The organism is Lactococcus allomyrinae, from assembly GCF_003627095.1.
Lineage (GTDB): Bacteria > Bacillota > Bacilli > Lactobacillales > Streptococcaceae > Lactococcus > Lactococcus allomyrinae.
Genome location: NZ_CP032627.1, coordinates 2411535 through 2438347, shown reverse-complemented (window position 1 = coordinate 2438347; position 26813 = coordinate 2411535). Strand labels below are relative to the sequence as shown.

The following is a 26813-nucleotide window of genomic DNA, read 5'->3' as shown; positions in this document are numbered from 1 at the left end:
CTTTTTTAAAATTTATGAGAGTAATAATCTAGAATCGGAACGCCTTTAGCAACAAGATAATTCCCAATTCCACATTCAATATCTCCACGCTTTAATTCACTTGGAATATTTTTTAGTGGAAATATCAATACAAATGAATCATCCCATTTTTTATTCAATTTACTGATAATAATTCCTGAGGTAGTGCCTAAATTAAAATTTATATCGTCACTTACAGCAATAACTCCTAGAAAACCACCTTTAGTGAACTTCATCCAAACAATATCTTTTTTATTTTTTAAGTTATAATCTATTTTAATTTTTCATAGTCGATTGGAATTTTAAATTTGGGGTTCTTAATCAAATTTATTCCAGTAAGTTTCAAAAATTCATTTGTATAATCAATTATTCTTTTAAGTGGCACTTTTTCAAGTGTCGCCTGTTCCTTTGCGCGGTCGAGCCGAAAAGTATTTTTACCGCGTACAGAACTTTTTGAACCTATCAAATTTTGATTGTATATGTATGGATAAGCTTGTTCATTCATTTTTATATTTTACAAGTTTCTCAGCACATCTTCAAGCGCTGTTTTTTGTTGTGTTTTTTCATCAATCTGCTTGATGATACGAGCTGGAACTCCTGCTACAACAACATTTTCTGGGACATCTTGAGTGACAATAGCACCTGCTGCAACTACTGAGCCTGCGCCTACTTGCACGCCCTCGATGACGACCGCGTTGGCACCGACAAGGACATTATCGCCAATCCGAACGGGCTCAGCGCTTGCTGGCTCAATCACACCAGCAAGTACCGCACCTGCGCCAATATGAGCGTGTTTGCCGACTGTCGCGCGACCACCGAGTACCGCACCCATGTCAATCATCGTCCCATCACCGATTTCGGCACCGATGTTAATAATGGCTCCCATCATAACCACCGCACCATCTCCGATGGTCACTTGGTCACGAATAATGGCACCTGGCTCAATCCGTGCATTGAGATAGCGTGTGTCAAGCATTGGTACAGCAGAGTTTCTACCATCAAATTCGACAATGTAATCTTTATTTTCCGTCAGCGCTGACAAGAGTGGTTCAACGTCTTTCCAGTCACCAAACAGATGATTGCCAATATGAAGAACATTTTCTGGCAAAGCTCCTGTAAGCATCCCCTCAAACGTTACTTTGACATTCGTTTTCTTTTCGGCATTGCCAATAAATTGGATGATTTCTTGAGCTGATAATTTTTGTGCTTGCATTTGTAATTTTCCCCTTTTTTCTGATAATTCGTTTTAAAATTTTACTGACAGCCTTTCTGTCAGTAAAAAATCTTATTTTATGAAGTCTGTAAGTGATATTTTTGTGCTGTCAAATTTAACAAATGTTCCATCAGCATTTATCTTGATAAAGGTTGGTACTGTTGGCGCTTCGTAAGTTTGACGAACTTTTTGTAAGTCTGGGTTTATGTCTGTATTTTCTGTATCAATATAATAAATCTTCGTGTCAGAAAAGTCTGGAAGCTGTTTGACAAATCTGCGTGTCCAGGGACAAGTTACGCGCCCAAAGAGTACAAATGCAGGTTCTGTCAATGCTGACAGCTTTTCAATTGGTAAAATTTCAACATTTTCCATATTGTTAAAAAATTCTGTGCGTAATTCGCTTGTATAAGGGGCTTCAACCCATTCACCAATCAGGATAAATGTATTCCCTTCTGGCGCTACAAAACTGAACATATGCTTACCATTGATGCTTTCTGTAATTGGACTTACCTGCAATCCAAGCGCTACAACTTTATCATGAATTTCATCAATATACTCAACCGAAATCGCTAGTGTTTGAGGGACACAGTTAAAGTCCTCATTCAGTGCAATTTCATCTTCTAAGCCGAGTTCTTTCCAAAAAATTTCTGCATTTTCAAGACTATTTACATTTAGGGTAATCATTTTTTCTCCTATTAAGATATGAATTCATTTCATTCATTATGAAAAACAACAATATATTGACGTTGTGATATAAAATCTTATTGGTTTTAACGATGAGCTAGCATCATTTTACGAAAATTTAGACCATAAAATCAGAAGTGCCGCCATGATAATAATGCTTATGACAAGGGTGTTATCACGCATCGACCATTTGAGCTGGCGGTATTTCGTTCTCCCATCGCCTCCCTGATAGCCACGGCTTTCCATTGCAATCGCCAAGTCGTCAGCACGACGAAAACTGCTGACAAAAAGTGGAATTAGGATTGGAATGACGGATTTAATCTTTTGAAGCAAATTCCCTTCACCAAAATCCATTCCACGTGCCTTTTGAGCGTTCATAATCATCGTTGTATCATCCATCAAAGTTGGGATAAAGCGAAGTGAAATAGATAACATCAAGCCTAATTCATGTACTGGGACTTTGATTTTTTTCAACGGAGCAAGCCCTTTTTCTATCCCATCTGCTAAGGTCAATGGAGGTGTTGTCAAAGTTAAAATAGTTGACATGAAAATAATTAAAACAAATCTAAAAAAGATATATACTGCATTAATCAATGATTCCGTTGATATTTTGATAAACCAAAGATGGAAAAGAACCGTCTCTCCAGGAGTAAAGAGCATCTGGAAAATCACTGTAAATAGAATTAAGCCAAGCATCGGCCGCAAGCCTTTTAGAAAATAACTTACAGAAATCTTTGACAAGCTAACTCCTACAAAAGTATAAATCAAAAGGAGAAGATAGCCCAGCCAGTCATGTGCAAGGAAAATGACAACCACGAAAGCAATCATTACCAACAGTTTTGAGCGAGGATCCATTTTATGAATAATAGAGTTCCCTGGGATATAGCGTCCCATAAGCATATTATTAATGATGTTCACCTCCTTTTTTATCTGTCAGTCCTGACAAATTTCTGTCAGCACCAAATTTTGCTTCTGTCAGCATACTGACAAGATTATCACGTGTAATGGGAAACTTCTCAAAACTAACAGCTCCAGTTTTCTGCAACTGACTCGCAAATTCTGTTGCCTTGGGTACACCCAGCTCATGTGACTTCAAAAAATCAACTTCTTGAAAAACATCTTCTGGCGTTCCGCAACTAATAATACGTCCCTTCTCAAGAAGATAGACATAATCCGCATAATTTGCGACATCGTCCATCAAATGTGTCACTAAAACGACCGTTTGACCTGATTCATGAATGCTCTCAAAAAGTTCCATCATCTCAATACGGGCTTTAGGATCAAGTCCAGCCGTTGGTTCATCAAGCACCAATACCTCTGGCTCCATAGCGAGAATACCCGCTATCGCAACGCGACGCATTTGTCCCCCAGAAAGTTCAAAGGGTGATTTCTCCCAAAAATTTTCAGCAAGTCCTACAAGTTGAAGTTTATCAGCCGCGATTTTTTCGGCTGCTTCTTTTGATACACCAAAGTTTTGAGGACCAAAAGCTACATCTTTTAGCACTGTTTCCTCAAAAAGCTGCGCTTCTGGAAATTGGAAAACAACCCCTACTTTTTTGCGGACAGGTTTGATTTCTTTTTGCTTGCTCGTTGATTTAACGACAATATCTCCGACAGTAACAGTCCCTTCTGTCGGCTGCAAAAGTCCATTCAAATGCTGCAAAAGTGTGGATTTACCAGAACCTGTGTGCCCAATAATTGCTGTGTAACTTCCCTTTTGAACCTCCAAGTCAATATCGAAAAGCGCTCGACTTGCAAAAGGGGTATTAGGTTGGTAAGTGTAATTTACTTTTTCAAATTTAATACTCATATTTCATCTCAAAATTCTTTGTGGAAATTATTGCTAGTTCAGTGTTTATCAACTCTATAATGTAAAATCAGCACAGAGCTCACTAATCTCCTGTGCTGATGCTCGTTTGTCTAATATTTTTCTAAAAAGAATTATTAGATAAACTACAGCCTTGCGAAGATTAAGTTTTCCCATTTAACAGACTTAAAAAGGAGCTCAAGAATAAAACATAAACTTTAATATTTAAGTAGAAAGTGAAGATAAAGCCATAGGATAGTACAAAAGTCGAATTCATTTAAAACTGCCTAATCTTCTTCAACAGCTTCACGAATTATCATTTTTGAATATCCTTAGCTAAAAATTCAACCAACTCATCTTCTGATAAGTACTTCTCTGGTAACTCAAAACCCTTCGTACGCAAATCCTTCATCAAGTTTGATGAAAATGGAACATCGAGACCTATCTCCACCATATCCTCACTTGTCGCAAAAAGCTCCGATGGTGCCGCTTCCTTGATAATTTCGCCCGCTCTCATCACTAAAATCCGATCAGAACTTGCTGCTTCATCAAGGTCATGCGTGATAGACAAAACTGTCAAGTGATATTTATCTTTGATTTCACGAATCACACGCATAATCTCTGCCCGTCCTGTTGGGTCAAGCATTGAGGTACTCTCATCAAGAATGATAATCTCTGGACGTAAGGCAATAATTCCAGCTACAGCCACGCGCTGCTTTTGACCTCCAGAAAGGCGTGCAGGCTCGCGCGTTTTGAAGTCTAACATATTAACCGCAGCCAAAGCCTCATCTACACGACGCAACATCTCACTACGGATAATCCCTTGATTTTCCATACCAAAAGCCACATCGTCCTCAACGGTTGCTCCTACAAATTGGTTATCTGGATTTTGGAAAACCATCCCAATTTTTCTGCGCAGAGACCAGACATTTTCCTTCGTCAAAAGCTCGCCATCAATCTTAACTGTTCCTTCAAACTCTTCAAAAAGGCCATCAATTAAGCGTGCAGTTGTCGATTTACCAGAGCCATTTTGTCCAATAATGGACAACCATTCTCCTCGCTCCACTGAAAATGATACACCATTAAGCTGATTCACATCGCTTTCTTTTTCATATTTAAAAACTAAATTTTCTACTTCGAGAATTTTATTCATAGCCCCTATTATATCAAATTTTGCTTTCTTTGCGTGACTTACTTTTATATTTCGTACTATTTTTTGTCAAAAAGTTCACTGACAAACCGTTGTAAGCACTGACAAATTTCTGTCAGCGCTTTTCATTGACAACTTTTCACGTAAATTTGGTATAATAGAAAGGTCGCGGAGAGATGTCCGAGTGGTCGAAGGAGCACGCCTGGAAAGTGTGTAAACGTCAAAAGCGTTTCGGGGGTTCGAATCCCCTTCTCTCCTTATCCGTACGAACCTATTTGGGTTCGTTTTTTGTTAGAAATGAGTGTTAATGAAAACATTATTAGTCATTGAGGAGGCAAAATACTGGGGAGATTTACAGATGCTTCTTTCAAAAGTAGGTGTTACTTTTTTAGGCTTTGACAAAAAAACACCAAACCGCTCGGAAATCAATCAACTTGTTGCAAAGGCTGACTTTGTCATCATGCGCAATCGCAACGTTGCACATCATTCTATCCGATTTGCCAAAGAGGCTTGCAAAATGACTGGTACACCTTTTTGGATTGGCAGTAACTTTGGCATTGAAACCATCATCAATAAACTCAACGAAACATTTCCATCAGAAAATTTTGTGTTACCAAAATCCCCAAATAAGTCACTTAAAAAAAATCCAAAAACTCAGAATGAACCTCAAAAAGTTCTTCAAGAAACTGTTAAACGTCAGGAACTACACCCCTATCTAAAAACAAAAAAGAAAAACTTACCGCTAAAAAAAGTATTAGCACAAGTCAAAATTGATGATGATGACATTGATTTTGGTAAATTATTCAAATAAAATTTCTGTCAGTCTGCTGACAGTTCATTCGAACAAAATAAGCATAAAATCAACGACTAAAAACTCTGTCAGCGCACTGACAGAGTTTATTTTTTCTATTTGTACTAGCTAACCTAGCTACACTGTCTTGCACCAATTGGAAAAAACAATGCTTTTCTCATTTCACAGCTTTGAAAGGTTACACGTGGGATCAGATCTCGTACAATAGCGACTTTAGCATCACTTCGCCTTATCGCGATATAAAGCGAATAAACGCTTAGTGTGTCGACAACGTAGTGCAATGGGAGGACTTCTAAAAGTATTTTAGAAATTAAACAGTACTAGATTAATTTTTCTTTGTGTATTTGTTCAAATGACTGATTACCATCGTTGAGTTTATCCCAAATCACGACTTTGTCAGCACTGACGGATCTTTTCACATCAATAATTCGTTGATTAGATGACCCTCGAAATTGTAACATCAAGTTTTTCTTTGACAACTCAAAACGCCCATCAACTAAAATATCTAACAACTCTAGCATTTCAAGTTTATCTTGGGTTTCCACCATCAGTTCTTCCCAAGTATATCCTGTCCAAGACCAAATATCTTTTTCAGGTAACTCCTGCCGAATTCGCCTAAGTAAAGGAATCAAAAAAGTAGTATTGAGAAATGGCTCACCACCAAGCAAGGTCAATCCTTGCACATAAGGTTGCGCCAAGTCTGCCATGATACGTTCTTCAAGTGCTTTTGTATAAGGCGTCCCGTAACGAAACGCCCAAGTCGCTTGATTATAACAGCCTTCACAGTGAAACATACAACCACTCACATAAAGCGAGCAACGTACACCCTCTCCGTCCACAAAATTGAACGGTTTATAGTCAGCAACATAATTTTGAGATAAATCTGCTGCCGTCCACTCCTTTGGTTTAGGATTATTCATGAGATGTTCTCTCCATTTTATTCTATACAAAAGGCAGATTTCATCTGCCAATTCATTTTATTTTTTCTTATATCCTGTCTGCATATCAACCAGATTGCGCAGCGGTTTACCCTCTATATAATTCTGCAAATTCGTCCGCAAAATCTCAATAAAACGATGTCTGCTCTCAGGAATGGTGTAGCCGCCAGATGCGTGTGGCGTAATCAGCAGATTTGGCGTATGCCAAGCGCGATGACCCTTTGGCAATGGCTCTGGGTCAGTCACATCAAGACCTGCAGCGCCTAATTTCCCATTGTCCAACGCATCACAAAGCGCCTCCAAATCCACATTTGTCCCACGCCCGACATTGAGGAAAATTGCGTTCGGCTTCATCAGAGCAAATTTCGCCGCGTCAAACAGCTTGTAAGTTTCTTTTGTTCCAGGGACGCTCGTCGCAATCAAATCTACCTTGGGCAAGATTTTGTCCAGCTCACTTTCTGGATAGACTTCGTCGGCAAATTGGTCATCGCCATAAACTGTGCGTTTGACCGCAATCACGTGCGCACCGAGCGCTTGCACTTTCTGTGCAAAATGCCCACCAATATCGCCCAAACCATGCACCAAAATCGTTGAACCATAAATTGACTGCAAATCGCCAGCATTTTGCCAGATCTCTTGCTCCTGCTGGCTCGCATAAACATTGAACCGCCGCATCAAAACGAGCGCCATCGTCAATAAATGCTCCGAAATCGTCACGCCATAAGTACCAGAAGCATTGGTCAACGCCACACCCGCAGGAAAAGCCGCCCCCTCAGTATAGCCATTAGTGCCTGCTGAGAAAAGCTGAAGCCATTTTAATTTCTTGAACTTCGGCAAAAGCTGTGGCGACGGGATCGCAATCAAAACTTCTGTTTCTGCAAAATCATCCGCCGTCAGGTCTGCCTCAGATTTGAATTGAACTTCATAATCTGTCTGATGAGCAAACAGATTTTCAAGCTTTGCTTTGAATGACTGCGTCAACCATGTGTTCGTTAGGATTAGAGTTTTTATGGGCATATTGGTAATCTCCCTTCTTTGTTTGTAAAATCATCTCGTCATAAAGTAATTGGTCAATCACTAAATCTACTTTGAAAATTTAGCCTAATCTATTTAGATTCCTATTTGCCTTTTTTCGCCTTATCCCACTCAATTTTAAGATAAATACTAATATATCCCATAAGTTCATCAAGTTCTACATAATATTGACTAAAATTCCCTGTTGCTGCTAAAATATCTTTCTCGTTTAGTTTACTTTTCACTTCCTGTAATTTATCAATCACATGAATGAGATATTTATTTTTCCCTTTGTTATCTTTACTATTTTTTAAAATTATTGCCGTATCCGATTCGCCAGGAAAGTTGTCGTCATTATCTGCAAAATATAATTTCAACAGTCTTAAATCAGTTTGATATTTTGTATAAGCAATCGCTCTCCCCTCTTTTTGTAAATATGCAGAACGTAACTCCCTATATGATTTATAAACTGTTGCAGTCTGCCTCCTAACTTCTTGAATCCACTCAATTCTGGCCTTAGCTCTAAGATTTGCATCTATATTCCGCTTGATTCCCCAGACACTCAGACAAGCAGAGAGCAAACTGATTATTGCTGCGATACTCCCCCATTGAAAATTTCCATTGTTATCCCAAAATATGTTTACTGCATGTAAATAGATCATTGCTATTTCTCCACAAAATACTTACTCTTTGCTTCATCAACCGCTTCAGAATCAATCAGGTTTCCATCATTCAACACCCCAACAGAACCGTTCATATGCTTCACGCGCGCAGAGATTTCCTTGTGGCGGCCATGTACCATTGGGCGTGCTTGGGGATTGCCGAGATAGCCACAAGTCCGCTTGACAACGTCACAGGTTTTGGGATCGTCATTGCCGCATTGTGGACATTTGAACCCACGTTCAGTTGGCGCAAAGTCGCCTTCAAAGCCGCAGGCGTAGCAGTGGTCGATAGGCGCATTGGTACCCAGATAGCCGATACGGTCGTAGGCGAAGTCCCAGACGGCTTCAAGCGCTTTTGGATTTTGTTGAATCATCGGATATTCGCAATAGTGGATAAAACCACCATTGGCATAGACGGGATAGTCTTTTTCAAATTCTAATTTTTCAAATGGGGTCGGATTTTTTCGGATGTCGTAGTGGAAAGAGTTGGTATAGTAGTCTTTGTCCGTGATGTCAGGAACACTGCCAAATTTTTCCTTGTCCATACGGCAAAAACGGTCGGTCAGGCTTTCTGACGGTGTGCTATAAACTGAGTAATGGTAACCAGATGCCTTAGACCAAGCTTCGCAGTCTTCATGCATTCGTTTGACAATCTCAATCGTGAAGGCTTTCGCTTCTGGATTAGACTCCCAGGTCGATCCGTAAAAAGTGGTCGCCACTTCATAAAGTCCAATATAGCCAAGGCTGACGGTGGCACGTTCATTTTTGTAGAGTTCATCTACCGCGCCTTCCGCATCAAGTCTGCCCAGCGCACCGTTCATGAAGAGGATTGGTGCATTTTTGGGCTGAGCTTCTTTGGCACGTTCCACACGAAAAGCAAGGGCATCATGCGCGATTTCGATGCGTTCGTTGAAGATTTCCCAGAATTTTGCTTGATCACCTGCAGCTTCAAGTGCAATACGAGGTAGATTGACAGTAACCACACCGAGATTATTACGTCCTGCCGTGACATCATTACCTTCGGCATCTTTCCAACCTTGAAGAAATGAACGGCAACCCATGCTGGCTTTGAATGAGCCTGTCAACTCAACAATCTTGTCATAACTCAAAATATCTGGATACATCCGCTTGGTTGAGCATTCGAGGGCGAGCTGTTTGATATCATAATTGGGTGTACCAACTTCCAGATTTAGCCCACGTTTGAGTGTAAAAATCAGCTTAGGGAAAATTGCCGTGCGGTGTTCTGAGCCAAGACCGCCAATTCGGACTTTGAGAATGGCTTTTTGGATTTCGCGCGCGTACCAATCCGTACCAAGTCCAAAACCAACTGTGACAAATGGCGTTTGACCGTTGCTGGTAAAGAGCGTGTTAATTTCATATTCTAAAGATTGCATGGCATCATAGATGTCTTTTGCCGTTTTTTCTTTGGCATAGGCTTCTCGTTTTTCAGGATTTTCAATCCATTTTTCAGCATCTTTCAGGTGTTTTTCGTAATTTAATTTGGCATAAGGTGCAAGGACTTCATCTGCACGGTCAAAGGAGCAACCACCGTACTGGGAGCTTGCGACATTGGCAATGATTTGACTGGCCTGAGCTGTTGCCGTTTGGATTGATTTTGGTGAATCAACTTGAGCATTACCAAGCTTAAAGCCATTTTCAAACATATTTTTGAAGTCAATTAAGCAGCAATTTGACATGGTAGTAAAAGGTGAATAATCAAGGTCATGATAGTGAATATCGCCTTTTTGATGCGCATTGGCGACGTGTGGTGGCAATAATTTCAGACCAATCGCTTTTGAAACGGCACCTGCGGTCAAGTCACGTTGTGTGTTAAAAACGTTGCTGTCTTTATTGGCATTTTCATTGACAACCGTCTGGTCGCGATTAATGAGTTTTTCGATAGTGAAGTTGATGTCAGTTGCTTTGGTCCGTGCCAAATCACGATTAGCACGATAACTAATGTATTCTTCAGCAAGCTCGGTATTACCTGATTCAATTAATTCTTGCTCAACAATGCTTTGAATCTCATAAATTTTTACATCTTCATGAAAACGACTAAAAATCTCACTGACCACTCTGTCAGTGATTGCTGTCAGTTCTGCGATTTGACTTGACGCTTCAGCGTCATAGCGAAAATCGACAGCGTGGGTGCTGCCGCCAAAGTTGGCAGTACTGCGAGATGACAGGTCAATCGTTCCAACCTTTTCAGCTGCTTTTGTTAGCGCATCAAAAATCTTTTGGCTGTCAAATTTGACAGAACGTCCGTCACGTTTAACAACATTGATTACATTAATTTCGGCATTAGGGCTTACTACTCCAACTTTCATCTACCTATCCTCTTCAAATCTAATTTTCTTTACTCCTTATTCTATCAAATTATCTCACGCGACACAATATCTAGTAGTATATTATGTAAAGCTATACTATATCTTGTGTCATCGTGTTTTTAGGCAATTATTAAAATTTTCTGTGTAAATGTATCTGTTTTGTTCAAAAAATGTTATATTTTAAATTCAAAAAATCTTGTCAGTTCAATGCTTCATTTAGGCGCATTGAACTGACAAGATTTTATTTTTTCATCACTGATTAATACTGGTATTTACGCTTTTTTCATCATTAATCTTTGAACAAATTTGACAATTTCAACAATGATAATGACAGCAAAACTCATGCCAAGTACCATTCCCCATTGGTATAAATCCAAGTGACTGACATGGAAAATGCCATTTAGCCCTGGAATAAGAATAACACAAGCAAGCAGAGCAAAGCTGACAAGGATCGACCAGTTAAAGGTTTTCGACTTGAATGCGCCGACTTTGAAAATCGACTGATGAATGGATTTGACATTAAACGCATGGAAAAGTTGAATCAAGCCAAGTGTCGCAAAGGCCATCGTCAATGCGTCTTGGTGCATCATGGTATGATTGCCTGCGTGTTCGGGAAATGCAAGCGCAAGCCCATAAACTCCGAGTGTCAATGCCGCTTGCAGAAGCCCTTGATAAATTGTGGCAGATAGCACACCACCACTGAAGAATGACGCTTTTTTACCACGTGGTTTTTGCTGCATACTTCCTGGTTCATTTGGCTCGACACCGAGCGCAATCGCCGGGAATGTGTCTGTTACAAGATTTATCCAGAGCAAATGAACAGGAAGCAGCACGTCCCAACCAAACATCGTTGCAAGGAAAATCGTCAGCACTTCCGCTGTGTTGGCAGAAAGCAGATATTGAATCGTCTTTTGGATATTGGCGAAAACTTTTCGTCCTTCTTCGACGGCAACGATAATCGTGGCAAAATTATCATCGGCAAGTACCATGTCTGACGCGCCCTTACTGACTTCTGTCCCCGTGATGCCCATGCCAATGCCGATGTCCGCCGTTTTGAGCGCTGGCGCATCATTGACACCATCGCCCGTCATCGCGACGACTTTACCTTCATTTTGCCAAGCCTTGACGATGCGGACTTTGTGCTCTGGACTGACGCGCGCGTAAACGCTGTACTGGCTGACAGACTTTTGGAAAGTCTTATCGTCCATGTCATTCAGCTCTGCGCCTGTCAGCACATGATCTTCATTGTCATTTTCACTGATGATACCGAGGCGCTTCGCAATGGCTTCGGCGGTGTCCTGATGGTCTCCTGTAATCATGATGGGGCGGATGCCCGCAGCCTTTGCCACACGGACAGCCTCTGCGGCTTCGGCGCGCTCTGGGTCAATCATCCCGACCAGACCAGCGAAAATCAAATCATTTTCCAAGTCCTCGCTTGTCAGCGTTTCTGGCACTTTGTCAATGTATTTAAAGGCCATCATCAGCACGCGCAAGGCTTCATGCGCCATTTCATGATTGACCGTCAATATTTCTTTTCTGTCAGTTGCTGACAAAGAACTGACTTCATCTCTGACCAGTTTTTTATTTGCACGTTTGAGGAGTTGGTCAGGAGCGCCTTTGACAGCAACGAGATATTTTCCGTCATCAAGCTGATGAATCGTGGACATCAACTTTCTGTCACTATCAAAAGGCAATTCTGCCACGCGCGGCGTTTCTGTCAGTTCTGAGCGAATATCAAAATCTTTCGTCCGCCCAAACTTGACTAATGCCGTTTCCGTAGGGTCACCAATCAAACTTCCATCAGCCGAAATCTTCGTGTCATTGGCAAAATTCATCACGCGCAAAGTCATATCATCTACTGACAGCTTTTCGTCAGCGCTGACCAGCTTTCCGTCAGTAAAAATTTTCTCCACGGTCATCTGATTCATCGTCAGCGTCCCCGTCTTATCCGAGGCAATGATTTCCGTTGACCCCAGCGTTTCCACAGCAGGCAACTTTCTGACAATTGCATTTTTCTTTGCCAGCACTTGCGTGCCGAGCGCCAAAACAATCGTAACAATCGCAGGCAAACCCTCTGGAATCGCAGCCACAGCAAGCGCCACTGAGGTCATCAAGCCTTGCACAATTTCGCCACCACGCAGCAAATGAACTGCAAAAGTCACTGCTGCAATTGCTAAAATTGCCCATGTCAGCACTTTTGAAAGCTTGTTTAAGTTGCGCTTCAATGGTGTTTCAGTTTCATCAGCAGATTCAATCATACTTGCGATTTTACCAACCTCAGTAAACATCGCTGTATTAGTCACAAGTCCGCTCCCTCGACCATAAGTCACATTGGCATTTTGATAAGCCATATTCAGCCGGTCACCAATACCACTGTCAGCGCTGACAGAATGTCTGGCATCTTTCTCAACAGGAACAGACTCCCCTGTCAGTGCCGCTTCTTCAATTTTCAGACTTGCTGACTCCAAAAGCCGCATATCCGCGGGCACAACATCGCCAGCTTCGAGCAGCACAATGTCCCCCGGCACGAGTTCCTTGCTGTCAACCTCGACAATATGTCCGTCTCGCTTAACCCTTGCCATGGGCGAACTCATGTCCTTGAGCGCCTCAATCGCGGCCTCAGCTTTGCCCTCCTGATAAACGCCGAAAATCGCATTGATAATGACGACAGCCATAATGATAATCGCATCAGACAGGTCATGCCCACCACTCGTGATGACCGACAAAATCGCCGCAATAATCAAGATGATAATCATCAAATCCTTAAACTGTTCAGCAAATTTAACCAGTAAAGATTTCTTTTTACTCGCATTTAACTCATTTTCACCATATTGGTTGAGACGTTTTTTCGCCTCTTGTTCTGTGAGGCCTTTGTCAGTTGCTGACAGTTCATTAAAGACCTCTGTCAGTGGCAAATGATGAAAAGCTGCTTGTGATTGTACTTTTTTCTCTTGAATTTCAGCCAAGATTCTTCCTCCAAAAAATTAATAAACAGGTGCAAGATAACAAAATAGACCTGTAGCAATCTGCCACAAGTCTTGCAAATTTACCCAGTCAGAATCAAAAAGCAATATAAGCATTTTTGATGACAAGACATGAGCGATTGATAAGACCGGAAATTTCTTTCGGTTCTGTCGATCTTACCAGAGCGTTGAATATAAATACTTGCTCCTGCTACTCCCTTGAGTTCCTCTTAATTATAACAAGATGTTAGCACGATTTGCAAGAAATGATGAAAAATAGGAAAACTCGGAGAGAAACGAAGTTTCTTGGAAAGATTTATCTTTTTTCACTCATTTCTAATCGTACGAACTCAATTATAACAAGATGTGAGCAATACTGTCAAGAAGCGTGGAGAATATAGAAAATAGGGTTCTGCTCACAGAGCAGGTTCCTTTTTGTCTTTTCTCATAGCTCCTGATATTGCGCACTCGATTATAACAAACTCTTAGATAAAATCAAATGATACTTTCAGAAAAAAGCTTTCATAAAAGGCCACACAAATGACATATTTTATTCTAATGTTTTTATAATATTGTTATTGTTTTACACCTTAATCATGTTAGAATAGTATCAGAAATGCTTTCGCATAAAATTCATTAAAATAAAAAATACTTGCATGGGTTGGATACTATCAACTCATGACTTGACTATGTAAAATCAACTCTTAATTGAAAGGACTCATCTATGCCTGCTTCACGTATAAAAGTTAAAAATCCTCATCTTAAAAAGAAACCCAAAAAACCAATTATTCTCTATAAACCTGCTTCAAAAATAGCAGGAGCTGTAATTATCGCTGGTACTTTGACGACGACTCAGGACATCTTAATCCAACATTCTGAGTCTATCGTCCAAGCCGCAACAACTTCAAAAGAAGCGTTCATTGAAAACATAGCAGCATCCGCTAAACCAATTGCAGATGCAAACGGACTTTATCCCTCTGTCATGATTGCTCAAGCCATCTTAGAGAGTAACTGGGGAACAAGTCAACTCGCCAATGCCCCTTATTACAATCTCTTTGGTATCCAAGGAAGTTATCAAGGCAAAAGTGTTGTCTTTAAAACACAAGAATATCTTAATGGAAAATGGGTAACCAAAGATATGCCTTTCCGAGTTTACCCTTCATTCAACGAAAGTTTCCAAGATAATGCCTATGTGCTAAAAACAACAAACTTTGGTAACGGTCCTTATTACATCAAGGCATGGAGAGCTAATGCTTCAACTTACCAACAAGCCACTGCTGCTTTAACAGGAAAATATGCCACTGACCCTAGCTATGGTGCTTCCCTAAATAACATCATCACTCAATATAACCTCACTCGCTTTGATGGTGGAGGAACTTCTAATGGTTCTAACACTACTGGAAATACCACTACACCTACCACAAATACACCAACACAAACCTACACCGTAAAAGCTGGAGATACACTTTGGGGAATTTCACAAAGATATGGCATCAGTGTCACACAAATCCAAAGTCTAAACAAGCTAAAGAGTGATGTTATCTACATTGGACAAAAACTTGTCCTAAGTAGCACCAGTCCAAATAATAACACTAGCTCAAAACCAAGTACCACTACACCCACAACACCAGTAACTCCAGCTAAACCAAGCGGCACGAACACAACAATCAAAGTTAAATCTGGAGATACGCTTTGGGCATTGGCAAATCGCTACAAAACAAGTGTAGCGCAACTTAAAACTTGGAATCGTCTGTCATCTGACACCATCTATATTGGTCAAAACTTAATTGTTGGTAGCAGCTCTACAAGCGCAACGCCTGTCAACAATAAACCTGCGCAAAATACTCCCACAAATCAATCTTCTATTCACAAAGTAGTTAAAGGAGATACACTTTGGGGACTATCTCAAAAATCAGGAAGTCCAATCGCTTCAATCAAGGCTTGGAATCATTTATCTTCTGACACTATACTGATTGGTCAATATTTACGAATCAAATAAAACTGCGATATATCGCAGTTTTTTTCGTCAGTATACTGACAGATTTTCTATCAGTAATTAATCACCTCAATCTGGCAGGACTGCATCGTTTTCAATGCTGCCAAATGACTTTCTCTTGACACTCCTGCACAGCAATCTGCATCCACAATAAGCTTAGTTTCTGGTGCATAAGCCTTAATCAAAAGCGCGTTAGACACCACACAAATATCTGTGCAAACTCCGATTAATTCAACCTCAGTAAAATTTCTATCTCGCACATATTCCGCAAGTGAGGTTGACCCAAAAGTTGATTTCTCAAAAATTTCTTCAAATCCTATTTGTGCTTCTCTGCGAATTTGCCAGCCTTCTGTTTCTTTTAGACAATGAATCACTGGCAGATTTTTTCCTTCTTGTGTCGTTAAATAATCTTCAAAGTGTGTATCCATCGTTGCCACACGGGCTTCTTTTGGATATTGTTTTATCTTATTAATTACTGCTGGCACAATATTCTGCGCCTCTGGTGTCCCCAAACTTCCGTCAATAAAATCATTTTGAAAATCAACAACAACAAGTAATTTCTTCATAACTTACTCCTTTATTCGTATTTATACAATAAACTTGTTACCACCACCCGTTCAGCTTTTTCATCCGTCCTTGCGATAAGCATCTAATACTATTTCACTTCTACAAATTCTTTTTAGAAACAAAAGTTTGCGCAAGCGCAAGGCAGTATATTTGCAGTTCAACTACTAAATGTTAGGTGAACTAGTATAAGCAAAAAAATGAGCTTCAGAACAGATTCAATATTTAACAAAAATCTGTCAGTAAAATTTTACTGACAGATTTTCAATAGATGACCAACACTTTTGTCAGCATACTGACAGACTTTTCTCCGTCAATTTCACACGCGTTGTACTATTTTATACCATATTTCCTTGCGACGATTGGAAAAGCATTACTTTTCTTATCCGTCCCCTTAACGCATTGCGTGAAACGCAAAAGTTGCGATTGCGACTAAGTGCTCTTGCTGCTTTACCAGCTAAGCAAACGGACAGCGGAGCAACGAAGTTGCATAGACCGTTCGTTCGTAGAACGGCGTGCGAAGCACGTAGCACTATAGTGAGCAACGACAGCGTAGTAACTTCTATATTTTTTAGAAGTTAAACAGCATTAGAAATGAAATAGTCTTAAAAGTCAACTTCGTCAGGGCTCTTAGCAAGTCCTGCTTTACCATGAAGTCCATCAATAAAGGCAATATCTTCGATGCTCAAATGGAAATCAAATAGGTCAGCATTTTCGCGAATTCTTGATTCTGTCACTGATTTTGGCAATGGCAAATATCCTTTATGAAGTGACCAACGAAGTACAATTTGAGCAACTGTTTTACCATATTTTGTTGCTAAACTATTTAACTCAGCAACTTCAAAAATCTTCCCTGTTCCCAATGGGCTGTAAGCTTCAGTCAAGATATTATGATCCACATTGAAATTGACAATTTCTTCTTGTTGGTCACTTGGATTAACCATGATTTGGTTAACCGCTGGTTTAATTTCAGCGACTTTAAGCAATGGTTTCAAATGACGAGGGTGGAAGTTTGAAACACCGATAGCACGCGCTTTTCCAGCTTTCACTCCTGCCTCCATTGCCTTCCAAACATTAGCGTTGCGTGTCTCAAAATCTGGACGAAACGCTTTTGGATTTGGCCAATGGATAAGATACAAGTCCACATAATCCAAACCTAATTTTTTCAATGATTCATCTAACGCAGCTGCTGCATCAGCAGTTGTACCAACTCCCCAAAGTTTAGTTGTAATAAACAATTCTTCTCGTGGAATCTCTGAATCAGCAATTGCTTTACCAACAGATTCTTCATTTCCATAAACAGCTGCGGTATCAATATGGCGGTAACCTGCATCGAGTGCAATTTTCACCGCATTATAAGCTTCTTCACCATCTTTTGATTGCCATGTTCCAAAGCCAACCACAGGAATTTTAACACCGTTATTCAGTGTATAAGTGTCTGTTAAAGTCATAGTATTCTCCTTGATTAAATGTGAGGAAAATGTTTTAGATTACAAAAAATAGAATAATCTTTAGTTTCTAAACTAAATACAGCTTCTAAATTTTATCTTTTTCGTAATCCTCTCATCTTCCGAACCCAGTTTTGAGATGCGAGCTTAACCCTTCTAAAATGAGAGATAATTTACCATCTTCACTCATTTTTAGGAAAGCAAACTCAGTTACATTAAGAGATGAGTTAATCAATTTATACTAGTTTACCTCTAAAACTACATTGCAGATTTAGTAGTTGAACTGCATGTATACTGCCCTTTGCTCTTGCAAGTTTTACTTGTTAAGCAAACGAACAGCGTAACAAGTGCAACGAGCGGAGACCGTTCGCAGAACGGCACACGAAGTGCGTATCTTGCGATGATTGGGAAAAAACATTGTCTCAAGCGCAAGAGATGGTCTACATAAATGCAAACTTTAATTTCCAAAAAAACTTTTAGAAATTGAAGTAATGACTTCATTGATGGGAGATTCTTTCTCCCCCACCAATGTTAGTAGAACAAAAGCAGAGCTTAGTGTCGCTTATCCCCCAACCTTATAGAGGTGGAGGAGTGAGCACGCACTTGCTAAGTTAAACAGTATTAAAGCAGCCAAATCAGAGATGTCAACTTTGAAAAGTTCTCTGATTTTCTTTGTATAAAAAGATGAACTCAGTGAAGTGAAAACGTTCTACTGTTATTTTAGCACTTTTTAATTAGAATAAAAAAAGATTTCGACCAAAAAATGTTAAAATAATATAAAACATATAAAAATTGGGTTCGCCCTCCTTGAAATTAAAATAACCAGAGCGAACTCATATCACACATTAAAGGAGGATGATACTGAATTCCGAGACAGGGCCTTTTTGTTTTTAGACTCAAAATCTTCAATCGACCTCAGTATCTAAAATATTATGGCTGAAGTAGAATCTTAATGACTTCAAAGCCTAGATATTACTGCTTCTAAATTTGCAGTTAATAAAAGCACAACAAAAAGCACAACTCAAGAGCGAAATAGGTAAAAAAATCAGTCCAAACTACAGATGGACTGATTTTCTGGACTTAATGACAAATAATTAGACACAAAAATAGAACTTTATTTTTAAAATATTCTAATTCTTTTTGATTAGGGGCTAGATGAGGGTTATAGTTATTATAACATTGTTCGATATACTCAAAACAAGATAATCTTACTTCTTAAATGAATTGAAAAGTTTTCCTGTTGATTTCGCGTTGTTTTAGATAATAGTATAGTTCCAGTAGGACGATATGCTATTTATTATACAACAAGGTTAAAATTATGATACAATTCTATTTATGAAGAATTTTTATTTATAAATAGAGAAAGAGGTAGTTATGTCTATTTGTTATGATAAGCTTTGGAAGTTGGCAATTGATAAGAATTTAAACAAAACCCAACTCAGAGATTGTGCAGGAATAACCTCAGCTACTTTAGCAAGACTTAGCAAGAATCAGGGCGTTTCTCTAGAAGCACTTGAAAGAATTTGTATTGCCCTTGAGTGCAATATTGGAGAAATAATTGAATTTAAAAAAAGAGGTGAAATAAATGAAAAATAAATATACAGCGATTGATTTATTTTCTGGTGCTGGTGGATTAAGTCAAGGATTTGTGCAAGCAGGTTTTAAGTTATTGGCGGGAATCGACTTTGATGACTCCGCTTTGAAAACCTACGCTCATAATATCCAAGGAGCCAAGGCTCTAAAAGAAGATTTATTTGATGAAGAAAGAGCAATTGCAGATATAGAAAAAGAAATAAATAATCAAAACCTAGATGTAATTATTGCAGGCCCCCCTGTCAAGGATTTAGTTTAACAGGATCAAGAGATATAAATGATTCTAGAAACAAACTTTACGTAGCAGTGGTGCATGCTGTAAAACACTTTAAGCCTAAAGCTTTTCTGATAGAAAACGTCCCTGGCATGGCAACTTTATACAATGGAAAGGTAAAGGAGCAGATTATAAATACTTTTGAAGATTTGGGATATTCTGTTAGTGTCACGGACAAGCCACTACTTGCTGCAGATTATGGTGTTCCTCAATTCAGAAAGCGTATGTTTTTTGTTGGTTTTAGAAAAGACTTAGGGCTTGAAAAGTTTAAATTTCCTAATCCAAAGCTTGATTCAGAACATTATATTGGTACAGCTGCTGCAATCTCTGATCTCCCTTCGTTAGAAGGAGATGAACTTGGGGAAAATATAGCAAAGTATACATCTGAGCCTCTAAGTGATTATCAAAAACTAATGAGAACAAAATCTAATATACTTTATAATCATGTCGGAACGAAGCACACTGATGAAGTCAAGTGGGTTATCAGTCAAGTCCCAGAAGGAGGTAACCATAAAGATTTGCCACCAGGAGTTGGAGAATCAAGAAAATTTAATGAAGCATGGACTCGTTATCACAGTCAAAAGCCATCTAAAACTATAGATACTGGCCATAGGAATCATTTTCACTATAAATGGAATCGTGTACCTACTGTTCGAGAAAATGCACGTCTTCAATCTTTTCCTGATCATTTTGAATTTTTAGGAACAAAAACTCAACAAAACAAACAAGTAGGTAACGCAGTTCCTCCTTTACTAGCTCAAGCTATAGGGGAGCAAATGAAATATTATTTAGATAATTATAAAAAAAATCCCTCTAAGGAGATAAAATGAACAAATTAAATAATATTGAACTTTTTGCAGGAGCAGGTGGTTTATTAGATGGTTTTGAACAAACTGGGAAATACAATTTATTAGGTGCAGTTGAGTGGTTAAAACCTCAAGTCAGAACTCTTGTTAATAGGTTGGAGACAAAATATAATTTTTCTAATGCGGATGATAGAGTTTTAAACTTTGATATCCAGAGGACTTCTGAGTTAATAAATGGTTGGAGTGAAGATGTTGAATTTGGAACTTCCAAGGGATTAGACAATTTAGTAAAGGATCAGGAAGTTCATGTAATTTCTGGTGGTCCTCCTTGTCAAGCGTATTCACTTGCAGGAAGGATACGGGATAATAATGGTATGAAAGATGATTATCGTAATTTTTTATTTGAAGCTTATATCCGAATAGTAAAACATTATCGTCCCAAAGTTGTTGTATTTGAGAATGTTGAAGGTATATTGTCTGCAATACCAACCGGAGAAAAAATAACTGATTTGATACGAAAAGCTTTCGATGAAGTGGGTTATGAAATAGTTGATGATTTACGTAAATATGCTCTTATTGATTTATCTGAATTTGGTGTACCTCAAAAAAGAAAACGTGTCATTATTATCGGAATAAGAAGAGACATAACAAGTATCGACTATCAACATATACTACATAATTTTTATATCGATATTCTTGGTAAAGAAAAAGTAAAAACTAAGAAAACAGTACGAGATGCAATTTCTAGTCTACCGCCTATTTATCCATTAGTTAAGCAAGACAAACGGAATGCATATACAAACGATAATAAAATTAATGGTCATGTTGCAAGATACCATAACTTACGTGATCAAGAAATTTTTCATATACTAGCAAAAGATATTGAAGATGGCACCAATATGTATAGTTCTACAAACTCGCTGATTGATTTGTACTATCAAAAAACTGGAAAACGAACAAATATTCATAAGTATCATGTATTAAAATGGGATGAACCAAGTAATACCATACCTGCTCATTTAAAAAAAGATGGTTTAAGGCATATTCATCCTGATCCTAAACAGAGAAGATCTATCACAGTGAGAGAAGCAGCAAAGTTACAAACTTTTGATGATGATTTTGAATTTACTGAATCACAATTATCAAACTTTGAAATGATTGGTAACGCTGTCCCACCTCTATTTGGGAAAAAATTAGGATCGGCAGTTAATATTTTATTCAATAATTTATCTGACTTAGAAAAATAGATGTGATTTCACATCTATTTTTATTACTTATACAGAAAAATCAGCGTAATAGACACCTTCTTCAATTAAAGAAAGAGTGATGGTATCTCTACCATAAAGTTCAAGGGTTTTCATGGTGATTTCATCATCTATATTTACCCCTAATCTCTTACGAATATATCGTCCTAAAATACTTTTTTTAGATATTGGTTTACCATTTTGAAATGGTCGTTTACTCGTATATGAAGCGAGTTGCTTAGGATAGGTCCTACCATTAAACTTCTGAACACCTTCTAATGAAGCTTCCATAGTTGTACCGTCATCCCAAATAAGTTCAATTGGATCTGAATTTCGTTTTCTTTCTCCTTCTGGAGTAGTAAAACCTGAATCAAATGGTTTTATTAATTGTTGTTCTTGCTTTAGTATGCTTTTAGGAAGACGAATATATGCATCCCCCTTAGCAACATGTGCGTTACTTGTTAAACGTGCTCTTCCCCAATTTAGTCCACTAGCTAGAGGAACAAACTTTCCTTTTTCTTTAGTAGATGAATACAGGGGGATCTCAAAACTAAATTTTTTGTTTAACATTGTCGCTGCCACATCTGTAACTTTATGGTTATCTTGAGTAAACTCAATTATTTCCTGTTTTTTATTTATAATAGGTTCTTCTTCAGAATGTTCGTTTATAAAATTAAAATAAATATTTAGTGGATTGAACGTATCTCTCGTTGCATCTGCTAGTGATTCACGATAATCTGTACGAAGTCCCTTTGAAGAAAAATTAGCTGAACCGATTAATGCAGAAAGAATTTTACCATTTTTTTTCCAAATATAAATTTTGGAATGAATTTCTTGTCGTGCATACTTAATAGTTAAGCTTGAATTATTATTTTTACTATTATTCAACGAGTTTAATAGTCTTGCGTCTATCCCTGAAGAGTACATTCCACCTATAACTGTAATTTTTATATTTGGTAACTCAGATAATCGCTCAACTGGAGCGGGCCCTAAATATCCACTTATAATTATGAGTTCATCAGGGGGGGCAGATAACAGTTCATGTTTAGAGAATATAATATCCTCTAGTCCTGTGTAATAAAGCATAAAATCTCCTAGAAAAAAATCCTTACAGCTATCCTGTTCTTGATTAGCTTTTTAGTATAAAATAGTAATTTATAATGATAATTCTAGCATGGCTTATACATGCTAGTCAATATATGTATAAATCAATATTTTTTAATTAGTATTTATTTATAAATAATTCCCTAGTCTAAGGATAACATCATTTTTCAGATTTACTTACAATTGTAACTTCATTTGCTTTCAACCAAATAATCTTAAAAATATATTTCATCCTTTTTTTATAAAACAATCAGAGACAATATTATTTTTTCGATTCATTATGATTATTGAATTGCTCCACGATAGAGATGAGTTGAAAAAACAACTGCATTTGTTCATCTGTCAATCCCCCCATCTCTAATGGCATCTTATCAGATATCCCTAAAAGATAATCTGCAGATATATTCAGTGTATCACATAACTTTCCAAAGATTTCTAGAGATGGATAGGCACTCCCCTGTTCATATGATGCAACTGTTCTTGTCTTCACTCCCACCCTTTCGGCAAGACTCTTTTGAGTTAAATTTTTGCTTTTCCTAGCTGCTTTTAACTTATCACCTAAATACTCAATATTCATTTTTTTCATCCTTTTTTAAAGAATAACAAACAAAGGTATTTTTAAAATGTCTCAAAAAACATTTTTAATGTCATTTTTTGTGTTTTATGGTATAATAAATGTCATAACAATCATTTTTAATGTTATTTTAGGAGGAAAATTTGAAAAAACTAAGTCTTGCTCTAACCCTTGGTATGAGTTTAATATTGCTAATTGGATGTACTTCCGAAAAAAACTCCACTTCTAAGAATCATGAAGCCATACAAACGTCTTCTTCCATCCCATCAAGTCCAACTTTTGATGAGTTAGAAGAGGGGAAAGAAAACAGCTATGATTTTGTGGACTTTTGGGATATTGACTACAAAGCACCTCAGAATATAAATGATATCGTTGGATATTACGAGTTACCTGGGTCTCCTGACACTCCCATCAAGATATATGCTGATGGCCGGTATACTCGTATTTTACGTGCATCTCAAGCACCGATGGAGGAAGCCGCTCATTCCTCAAAAATAGAATTTTATTTTGATGAAAATAATGAGGTGCAAACAAACCCCTTCTATGCTAATTATGGAGAATATAACACACTTTCTCAAGGCCGAGTTGTGGAAAAAAACGGAATCTATTTTCTAGTTCCATTATCATACTCAAGTGATTTATACCTTGATGATAAAGCTGAAGCAACTTATGTCTTTAGTGATACACTACAAGATAAAGATGAAATAAGTAGCCTTCTGAAAGATACCTCTAAACTTAATGAATACAGCTTCATTAAAAATGGATCATTCTTCAATTCTGTCAATGAAGAAACAGATGAAGCTGGTATAAAAAAATCAGGTAATTCTGATTTAGAAAATCTTCTTGACAGCAAACCTTTATTACTTCATGACAAGCCATTTCCTATAACGACTATAAACCAACTTTATTCAAGAAGGAATAACATCAATGTGAGTAAACTAGTTGCTCTAACACCAATAGAACTTGACTCTATAGACTTTGATAAGATATCTAGAGATTCAAAAGAAAAATTAAAATTCGGATTTAAATACTCTACTTCTGTTATTGATAAAATTTTTGCAACAGATGGCGATTATATTTATGATGTTTCAGAAGACCAGCTCGGAATGCATGCAGAACGTCAATCTGTTATTCCAAAATAAATATTACTTAAAGAAAAAAACAGATATAATTTACAATCTATCTGTTTTTTTTACTATTTTTATCACCCTTAGAGATGACTTTTACTCAACAATATAACGATTGCTAATACAGATATCTTTTGAGAGAAATTTACATATTTCTCCTCATTATATCTTATAAGCTCTTTAAAACATTCTGTAAGTATGGAAGTCGGAAAATTTCATTAACCTAACTCTTTGAAACTCCTTTTACCGACTTTGCAAATTTACTATTAAATTGCGAACTCGTTTTATATTGTTAACTCTCCAAATGCAATTTATGTTTTATCATTAATAATTTGCAAGTTTTTTTATTCATTGTTAGCGATATGACGAACTTCATCTAAACTATATCAAATAAAAATTTATCACTATCTGATCAAGAATTATAGATTTTTTATATTATATCTTGATGCGATACTAGATACCTTATCAGGGCTTCTCTAATTTATCAAAACATTCTATATTTCCGAAAAAGAAAAATAGCATAAAATCCTACTTTTTACCAAATATTTTTTGCACTACTGACGGCACTGTTAAATCTTCAAAGAAAACTAATAAATCGTAATAGGGCAACTCAGTGTCACTTCTAAGCTTTTTAATCGCATACCTTTTTACCTTTTCTTTTAACTCTTGGTTATTATTCAGAAGAGCCAAATTGGCAAAGCCCATAACCTCACTTTGCTCTTTATCTGATAAATTTTCAAAAGAATAGTCTGAATGAAACCACTTGAATATACTTGGAATTGTTAAAAATAACGCCAACCCTTGTGTTATTTCTTCAACATCATCTACACTATGATTATCTGGGAAATACAAGAATCTAAATTTGAAATAAGGAAAATTTACGCCTTTCCTATTTTCAAGAAGAGAAACAAGCTCATCTAGCTGTTCTTTCTGCTCTTCAACGAAGCATCTATTTTCACTTACTTCTTTTAGTAAGTTCACATGCTCTTTCTTAAAGACTTGTCTTAACAATGATTCATCTTTTCTAAGTATGTAATCAACCTGTTGATCACTCATATCAAAATAAGAAGCTAAATTTGGCAAATTTTTATAAGTCTCCTCATTTGGAATAATTTCACGTACTACTTTCAGATTATGGAATTCTCTAAAAAATTCAGTTACTACATTTTCCTGCACTTCCTCGGTCAAGCTATTTTCCATATCATCTTTTAATTGCTTGATAAGCAAAGTCTCACCACAGTAGAAAAACAGAACCTGAATAAAAAATTCTAGAGTTTCGTAATAGAGAAAATCTTCATCTTTTTTTCTTAATTTTTCATCTATGTCTGGTAAAAACATACTTTCAAGTTGCCATTTTGGAAATTCATAGCCTAAAAACGCCATCTTACCATTCAAATGTAATAGCTTCTTCAATTTAGATAGGTTTTCTTCTGTTGGAAAGTCTTTTCCAATTTTCCAGTTTCTAATTTGAGTTTTGCTTACTTTTAATTTCTGTGCAAGCCAAAATTCCGCAATAGATGGGATGAAAGAAACATTCTCAAGCTCTTCATAGTCTTCTTCATGCGGAAGATTATTATAAAATTGCTCAGCTCGTTCTCTCGTCCAGTTTTTACAAAGTAAAGCTTTAACATCTTTATCTGAGTTATTATCAATAAAATCAATCAATAAATTAAAGTTTAAAATAAACATGGATTGATACTGTTTTTCAATTTTCCGCTCAATCTGTCCTTTATGCTCAAGATTAAAGCCACTCCTGCTATTAAAGTTTATGTATGAATCAAACAGTCCAAAATCCAATGCTGGTTTTAAAAATTGCAGTGCTTCTTGATTATCTACATGGTCTGACAGAATAGTTGCTTCCTTATGGTTCTTTTTTGGCATTTCTTGTAAAACTTCTTCCGCATATCTATAAAATTTTTCAAGTGGTTCCCTATATTCCTTTTTTAGGGGAAAATTAAATCCATTTTCGGTGAGGAGTTCCAAAGCAAAATCCCGTAATTTTAACAAGTTGTCTTGATTGGGCTTACTCTCTCCATTTCTCCACTTTGACAGATTAAGTTTTGCTATTCCTGTTCTTTCATGAATCTTATTGTAGGTAAATCCCATTTTACTCAAGTTATTCAAAAGTTCATTTATAAAATTCCCCATCTACTTTTTGCTCCTTTTTTCACAAAGATATTGTTTCTTGCATTTTGCCTTTTTGTTGATTTTATATTTTGAGATGATAAGTATATCAAGAAATAGTAAGTCTTGATAAATTCTAAAAGTCCAAAAATGGTGGCGCCATCAAAACGGACGGATTGAAACACAGAAGAAGTGAATAAATATTTGCCAATTCTGATTTTCTCCAAAGTTTTGACACCTTTTATCAAAATTAGAGATTGTTTCTTTCCTTCCTTTTGGCGGGAAGAAGCCCAATGACTAAAATTGAAGAACGTCATGATAAAGAACTCATCGAAGCGATCAATCGCGGAAATTTGAAAGCTTTAGAAAATA

At 37.4% G+C, this 26813-nt stretch carries 22 protein-coding genes, 1 tRNA gene and 2 pseudogenes; 7 read left to right on the top strand and 18 right to left on the bottom strand.

Features of this window, described 5'->3' with window-relative positions:
* Positions 1-5: 5 nt before the first annotated feature.
* The 7 genes from D7I46_RS11600 to D7I46_RS11570 form a co-directional block, all read right to left on the bottom strand.
* On the bottom strand, positions 6-254 hold the full coding sequence (locus D7I46_RS11600; protein ID WP_120773012.1) for a hypothetical protein: 249 nt from the start codon (positions 252-254) through the stop codon (positions 6-8).
* Positions 255-289: 35 nt separating this feature from the next.
* Positions 290-523 carry a hypothetical protein gene (locus D7I46_RS11595; protein ID WP_120773011.1) on the bottom strand — a complete coding sequence of 78 codons (234 nt, stop codon included), beginning with the start codon at positions 521-523 and terminating at the stop codon, positions 290-292.
* Between the two features lie 9 nt (positions 524-532).
* On the bottom strand, positions 533-1231 hold the full coding sequence (gene dapD / locus D7I46_RS11590; protein ID WP_120773010.1) for a 2,3,4,5-tetrahydropyridine-2,6-dicarboxylate N-acetyltransferase: 699 nt from the start codon (positions 1229-1231) through the stop codon (positions 533-535).
* Positions 1232-1303: 72 nt separating this feature from the next.
* Positions 1304-1915 (bottom strand): VOC family protein, encoded by a 612-nt coding sequence (locus D7I46_RS11585; protein WP_120773009.1) that lies wholly within the window; start codon positions 1913-1915, stop codon positions 1304-1306.
* Between the two features lie 108 nt (positions 1916-2023).
* On the bottom strand, positions 2024-2824 hold the full coding sequence (locus D7I46_RS11580) for an energy-coupling factor transporter transmembrane component T family protein (RefSeq protein ID WP_120773368.1): 801 nt from the start codon (positions 2822-2824) through the stop codon (positions 2024-2026).
* Entirely contained in the window at positions 2820-3725 is a 906-nt protein-coding gene (locus D7I46_RS11575) for an energy-coupling factor ABC transporter ATP-binding protein (RefSeq protein WP_120773008.1), read from the bottom strand. The genes D7I46_RS11580 and D7I46_RS11575 overlap by 5 nt, the downstream gene beginning before the upstream one ends.
* 313 nt (positions 3726-4038) lie before the next feature.
* Positions 4039-4875, bottom strand: a complete 837-nt coding sequence (locus D7I46_RS11570; protein WP_120773007.1) for an energy-coupling factor ABC transporter ATP-binding protein — start codon at positions 4873-4875, stop codon at positions 4039-4041.
* A 167-nt stretch (positions 4876-5042) separates the two neighbouring features.
* Here D7I46_RS11570 and D7I46_RS11565 point away from each other — a divergent pair.
* A tRNA-Ser gene (locus tag D7I46_RS11565) sits at positions 5043-5130 on the top strand.
* Positions 5131-5179: 49 nt separating this feature from the next.
* Positions 5180-5683, top strand: a complete 504-nt coding sequence (locus tag D7I46_RS11560; RefSeq protein ID WP_120773006.1) for a DUF2325 domain-containing protein — start codon at positions 5180-5182, stop codon at positions 5681-5683.
* A gap of 320 nt (positions 5684-6003) precedes the next feature.
* Here D7I46_RS11560 and nrdG read toward each other — a convergent pair whose 3' ends face one another.
* The 5 genes from nrdG to D7I46_RS11535 all read right to left on the bottom strand — a co-directional run bounded on the left by nrdG (position 6004) and on the right by D7I46_RS11535 (position 13581).
* Positions 6004-6603 carry an anaerobic ribonucleoside-triphosphate reductase activating protein gene (gene nrdG, locus D7I46_RS11555; protein ID WP_120773005.1) on the bottom strand — a complete coding sequence of 200 codons (600 nt, stop codon included), beginning with the start codon at positions 6601-6603 and terminating at the stop codon, positions 6004-6006.
* A gap of 57 nt (positions 6604-6660) precedes the next feature.
* A complete protein-coding gene (locus D7I46_RS11550; RefSeq protein WP_120773004.1) occupies positions 6661-7638 on the bottom strand; it encodes a D-2-hydroxyacid dehydrogenase in 978 nt (325 codons plus the stop codon).
* A gap of 101 nt (positions 7639-7739) precedes the next feature.
* Complete coding sequence (locus D7I46_RS11545; protein WP_120773003.1) at positions 7740-8297, bottom strand: hypothetical protein; 558 nt, start codon at positions 8295-8297, stop codon at positions 7740-7742.
* Between the two features lie 2 nt (positions 8298-8299).
* Positions 8300-10624, bottom strand: coding sequence for an anaerobic ribonucleoside-triphosphate reductase (gene nrdD, locus D7I46_RS11540; protein ID WP_120773002.1), 2325 nt, complete (start codon positions 10622-10624; stop codon positions 8300-8302).
* Between the two features lie 272 nt (positions 10625-10896).
* Entirely contained in the window at positions 10897-13581 is a 2685-nt protein-coding gene (locus D7I46_RS11535) for a cation-translocating P-type ATPase (protein WP_420844020.1), read from the bottom strand.
* Between the two features lie 730 nt (positions 13582-14311).
* Here D7I46_RS11535 and D7I46_RS11530 point away from each other — a divergent pair.
* Complete coding sequence (locus tag D7I46_RS11530; protein WP_120773000.1) at positions 14312-15586, top strand: LysM peptidoglycan-binding domain-containing protein; 1275 nt, start codon at positions 14312-14314, stop codon at positions 15584-15586.
* A 50-nt stretch (positions 15587-15636) separates the two neighbouring features.
* Here D7I46_RS11530 and D7I46_RS11525 read toward each other — a convergent pair whose 3' ends face one another.
* From D7I46_RS11525 to D7I46_RS11515, 3 genes and pseudogenes are all read right to left on the bottom strand, one after another.
* On the bottom strand, positions 15637-16149 hold the full coding sequence (locus D7I46_RS11525; protein ID WP_120772999.1) for a cysteine hydrolase family protein: 513 nt from the start codon (positions 16147-16149) through the stop codon (positions 15637-15639).
* A 603-nt stretch (positions 16150-16752) separates the two neighbouring features.
* The gene (locus D7I46_RS11520) at positions 16753-17598 is read right to left on the bottom strand and encodes an aldo/keto reductase (RefSeq protein ID WP_120772998.1); all 846 of its coding nucleotides are present in this window, start codon (positions 17596-17598) and stop codon (positions 16753-16755) included.
* A gap of 1077 nt (positions 17599-18675) precedes the next feature.
* Positions 18676-18864: pseudogene (locus D7I46_RS11515) on the bottom strand (hypothetical protein); the annotation flags it as partial.
* A gap of 105 nt (positions 18865-18969) precedes the next feature.
* Here D7I46_RS11515 and D7I46_RS11510 point away from each other — a divergent pair.
* From D7I46_RS11510 to D7I46_RS11500, 3 genes and pseudogenes are all read left to right on the top strand, one after another.
* On the top strand, positions 18970-19191 hold the full coding sequence (locus tag D7I46_RS11510; RefSeq protein WP_120772997.1) for a helix-turn-helix domain-containing protein: 222 nt from the start codon (positions 18970-18972) through the stop codon (positions 19189-19191).
* Positions 19181-20292 (top strand): annotated as a pseudogene (locus tag D7I46_RS11505) (DNA cytosine methyltransferase). Before D7I46_RS11510 ends, D7I46_RS11505 begins: the two are co-directional and overlap by 11 nt.
* Positions 20289-21515 carry a DNA cytosine methyltransferase gene (locus tag D7I46_RS11500; RefSeq protein WP_120772996.1) on the top strand — a complete coding sequence of 409 codons (1227 nt, stop codon included), beginning with the start codon at positions 20289-20291 and terminating at the stop codon, positions 21513-21515. The pseudogene D7I46_RS11505 and the gene D7I46_RS11500 overlap by 4 nt, the downstream one beginning before the upstream one ends.
* A gap of 27 nt (positions 21516-21542) precedes the next feature.
* Here D7I46_RS11500 and D7I46_RS11495 read toward each other — a convergent pair whose 3' ends face one another.
* Both D7I46_RS11495 and D7I46_RS11490 read right to left on the bottom strand, forming a co-directional pair.
* Positions 21543-22598 (bottom strand): restriction endonuclease PLD domain-containing protein, encoded by a 1056-nt coding sequence (locus tag D7I46_RS11495; RefSeq protein WP_120772995.1) that lies wholly within the window; start codon positions 22596-22598, stop codon positions 21543-21545.
* 280 nt (positions 22599-22878) lie between these two features.
* Entirely contained in the window at positions 22879-23193 is a 315-nt protein-coding gene (locus tag D7I46_RS11490; RefSeq protein WP_120772994.1) for a helix-turn-helix domain-containing protein, read from the bottom strand.
* A 140-nt stretch (positions 23194-23333) separates the two neighbouring features.
* On the opposite strand from D7I46_RS11490, the gene D7I46_RS11485 reads away from it, so the two are divergent.
* Complete coding sequence (locus D7I46_RS11485; RefSeq protein ID WP_120772993.1) at positions 23334-24332, top strand: hypothetical protein; 999 nt, start codon at positions 23334-23336, stop codon at positions 24330-24332.
* 513 nt (positions 24333-24845) lie between these two features.
* On the opposite strand, the gene D7I46_RS11480 is transcribed toward D7I46_RS11485, so the two are convergent.
* The gene (locus D7I46_RS11480; protein ID WP_120772992.1) at positions 24846-26465 is read right to left on the bottom strand and encodes a hypothetical protein; all 1620 of its coding nucleotides are present in this window, start codon (positions 26463-26465) and stop codon (positions 24846-24848) included.
* Between the last annotated feature and the right edge of the window lie 348 nt (positions 26466-26813).

Coding starts and splice junctions, on each gene's coding strand:
- D7I46_RS11600 (WP_120773012.1), bottom strand. CDS start 254: ATGAAGTTCACTAAAGGTGGTTTTCTAGGAGTTATTGCTGTAAGTGAC.
- D7I46_RS11595 (WP_120773011.1), bottom strand. CDS start 523: ATGAATGAACAAGCTTATCCATACATATACAATCAAAATTTGATAGGT.
- dapD (WP_120773010.1), bottom strand. CDS start 1,231: ATGCAAGCACAAAAATTATCAGCTCAAGAAATCATCCAATTTATTGGC.
- D7I46_RS11585 (WP_120773009.1), bottom strand. CDS start 1,915: ATGATTACCCTAAATGTAAATAGTCTTGAAAATGCAGAAATTTTTTGG.
- D7I46_RS11575 (WP_120773008.1), bottom strand. CDS start 3,725: ATGAGTATTAAATTTGAAAAAGTAAATTACACTTACCAACCTAATACC.
- D7I46_RS11570 (WP_120773007.1), bottom strand. CDS start 4,875: ATGAATAAAATTCTCGAAGTAGAAAATTTAGTTTTTAAATATGAAAAA.
- D7I46_RS11560 (WP_120773006.1), top strand. CDS start 5,180: ATGAAAACATTATTAGTCATTGAGGAGGCAAAATACTGGGGAGATTTA.
- nrdG (WP_120773005.1), bottom strand. CDS start 6,603: ATGAATAATCCTAAACCAAAGGAGTGGACGGCAGCAGATTTATCTCAA.
- D7I46_RS11550 (WP_120773004.1), bottom strand. CDS start 7,638: ATGCCCATAAAAACTCTAATCCTAACGAACACATGGTTGACGCAGTCA.
- D7I46_RS11545 (WP_120773003.1), bottom strand. CDS start 8,297: ATGATCTATTTACATGCAGTAAACATATTTTGGGATAACAATGGAAAT.
- nrdD (WP_120773002.1), bottom strand. CDS start 10,624: ATGAAAGTTGGAGTAGTAAGCCCTAATGCCGAAATTAATGTAATCAAT.
- D7I46_RS11530 (WP_120773000.1), top strand. CDS start 14,312: ATGCCTGCTTCACGTATAAAAGTTAAAAATCCTCATCTTAAAAAGAAA.
- D7I46_RS11525 (WP_120772999.1), bottom strand. CDS start 16,149: ATGAAGAAATTACTTGTTGTTGTTGATTTTCAAAATGATTTTATTGAC.
- D7I46_RS11520 (WP_120772998.1), bottom strand. CDS start 17,598: ATGACTTTAACAGACACTTATACACTGAATAACGGTGTTAAAATTCCT.
- D7I46_RS11510 (WP_120772997.1), top strand. CDS start 18,970: ATGTCTATTTGTTATGATAAGCTTTGGAAGTTGGCAATTGATAAGAAT.
- D7I46_RS11500 (WP_120772996.1), top strand. CDS start 20,289: ATGAACAAATTAAATAATATTGAACTTTTTGCAGGAGCAGGTGGTTTA.
- D7I46_RS11495 (WP_120772995.1), bottom strand. CDS start 22,598: ATGCTTTATTACACAGGACTAGAGGATATTATATTCTCTAAACATGAA.
- D7I46_RS11490 (WP_120772994.1), bottom strand. CDS start 23,193: ATGAATATTGAGTATTTAGGTGATAAGTTAAAAGCAGCTAGGAAAAGC.
- D7I46_RS11480 (WP_120772992.1), bottom strand. CDS start 26,465: ATGGGGAATTTTATAAATGAACTTTTGAATAACTTGAGTAAAATGGGA.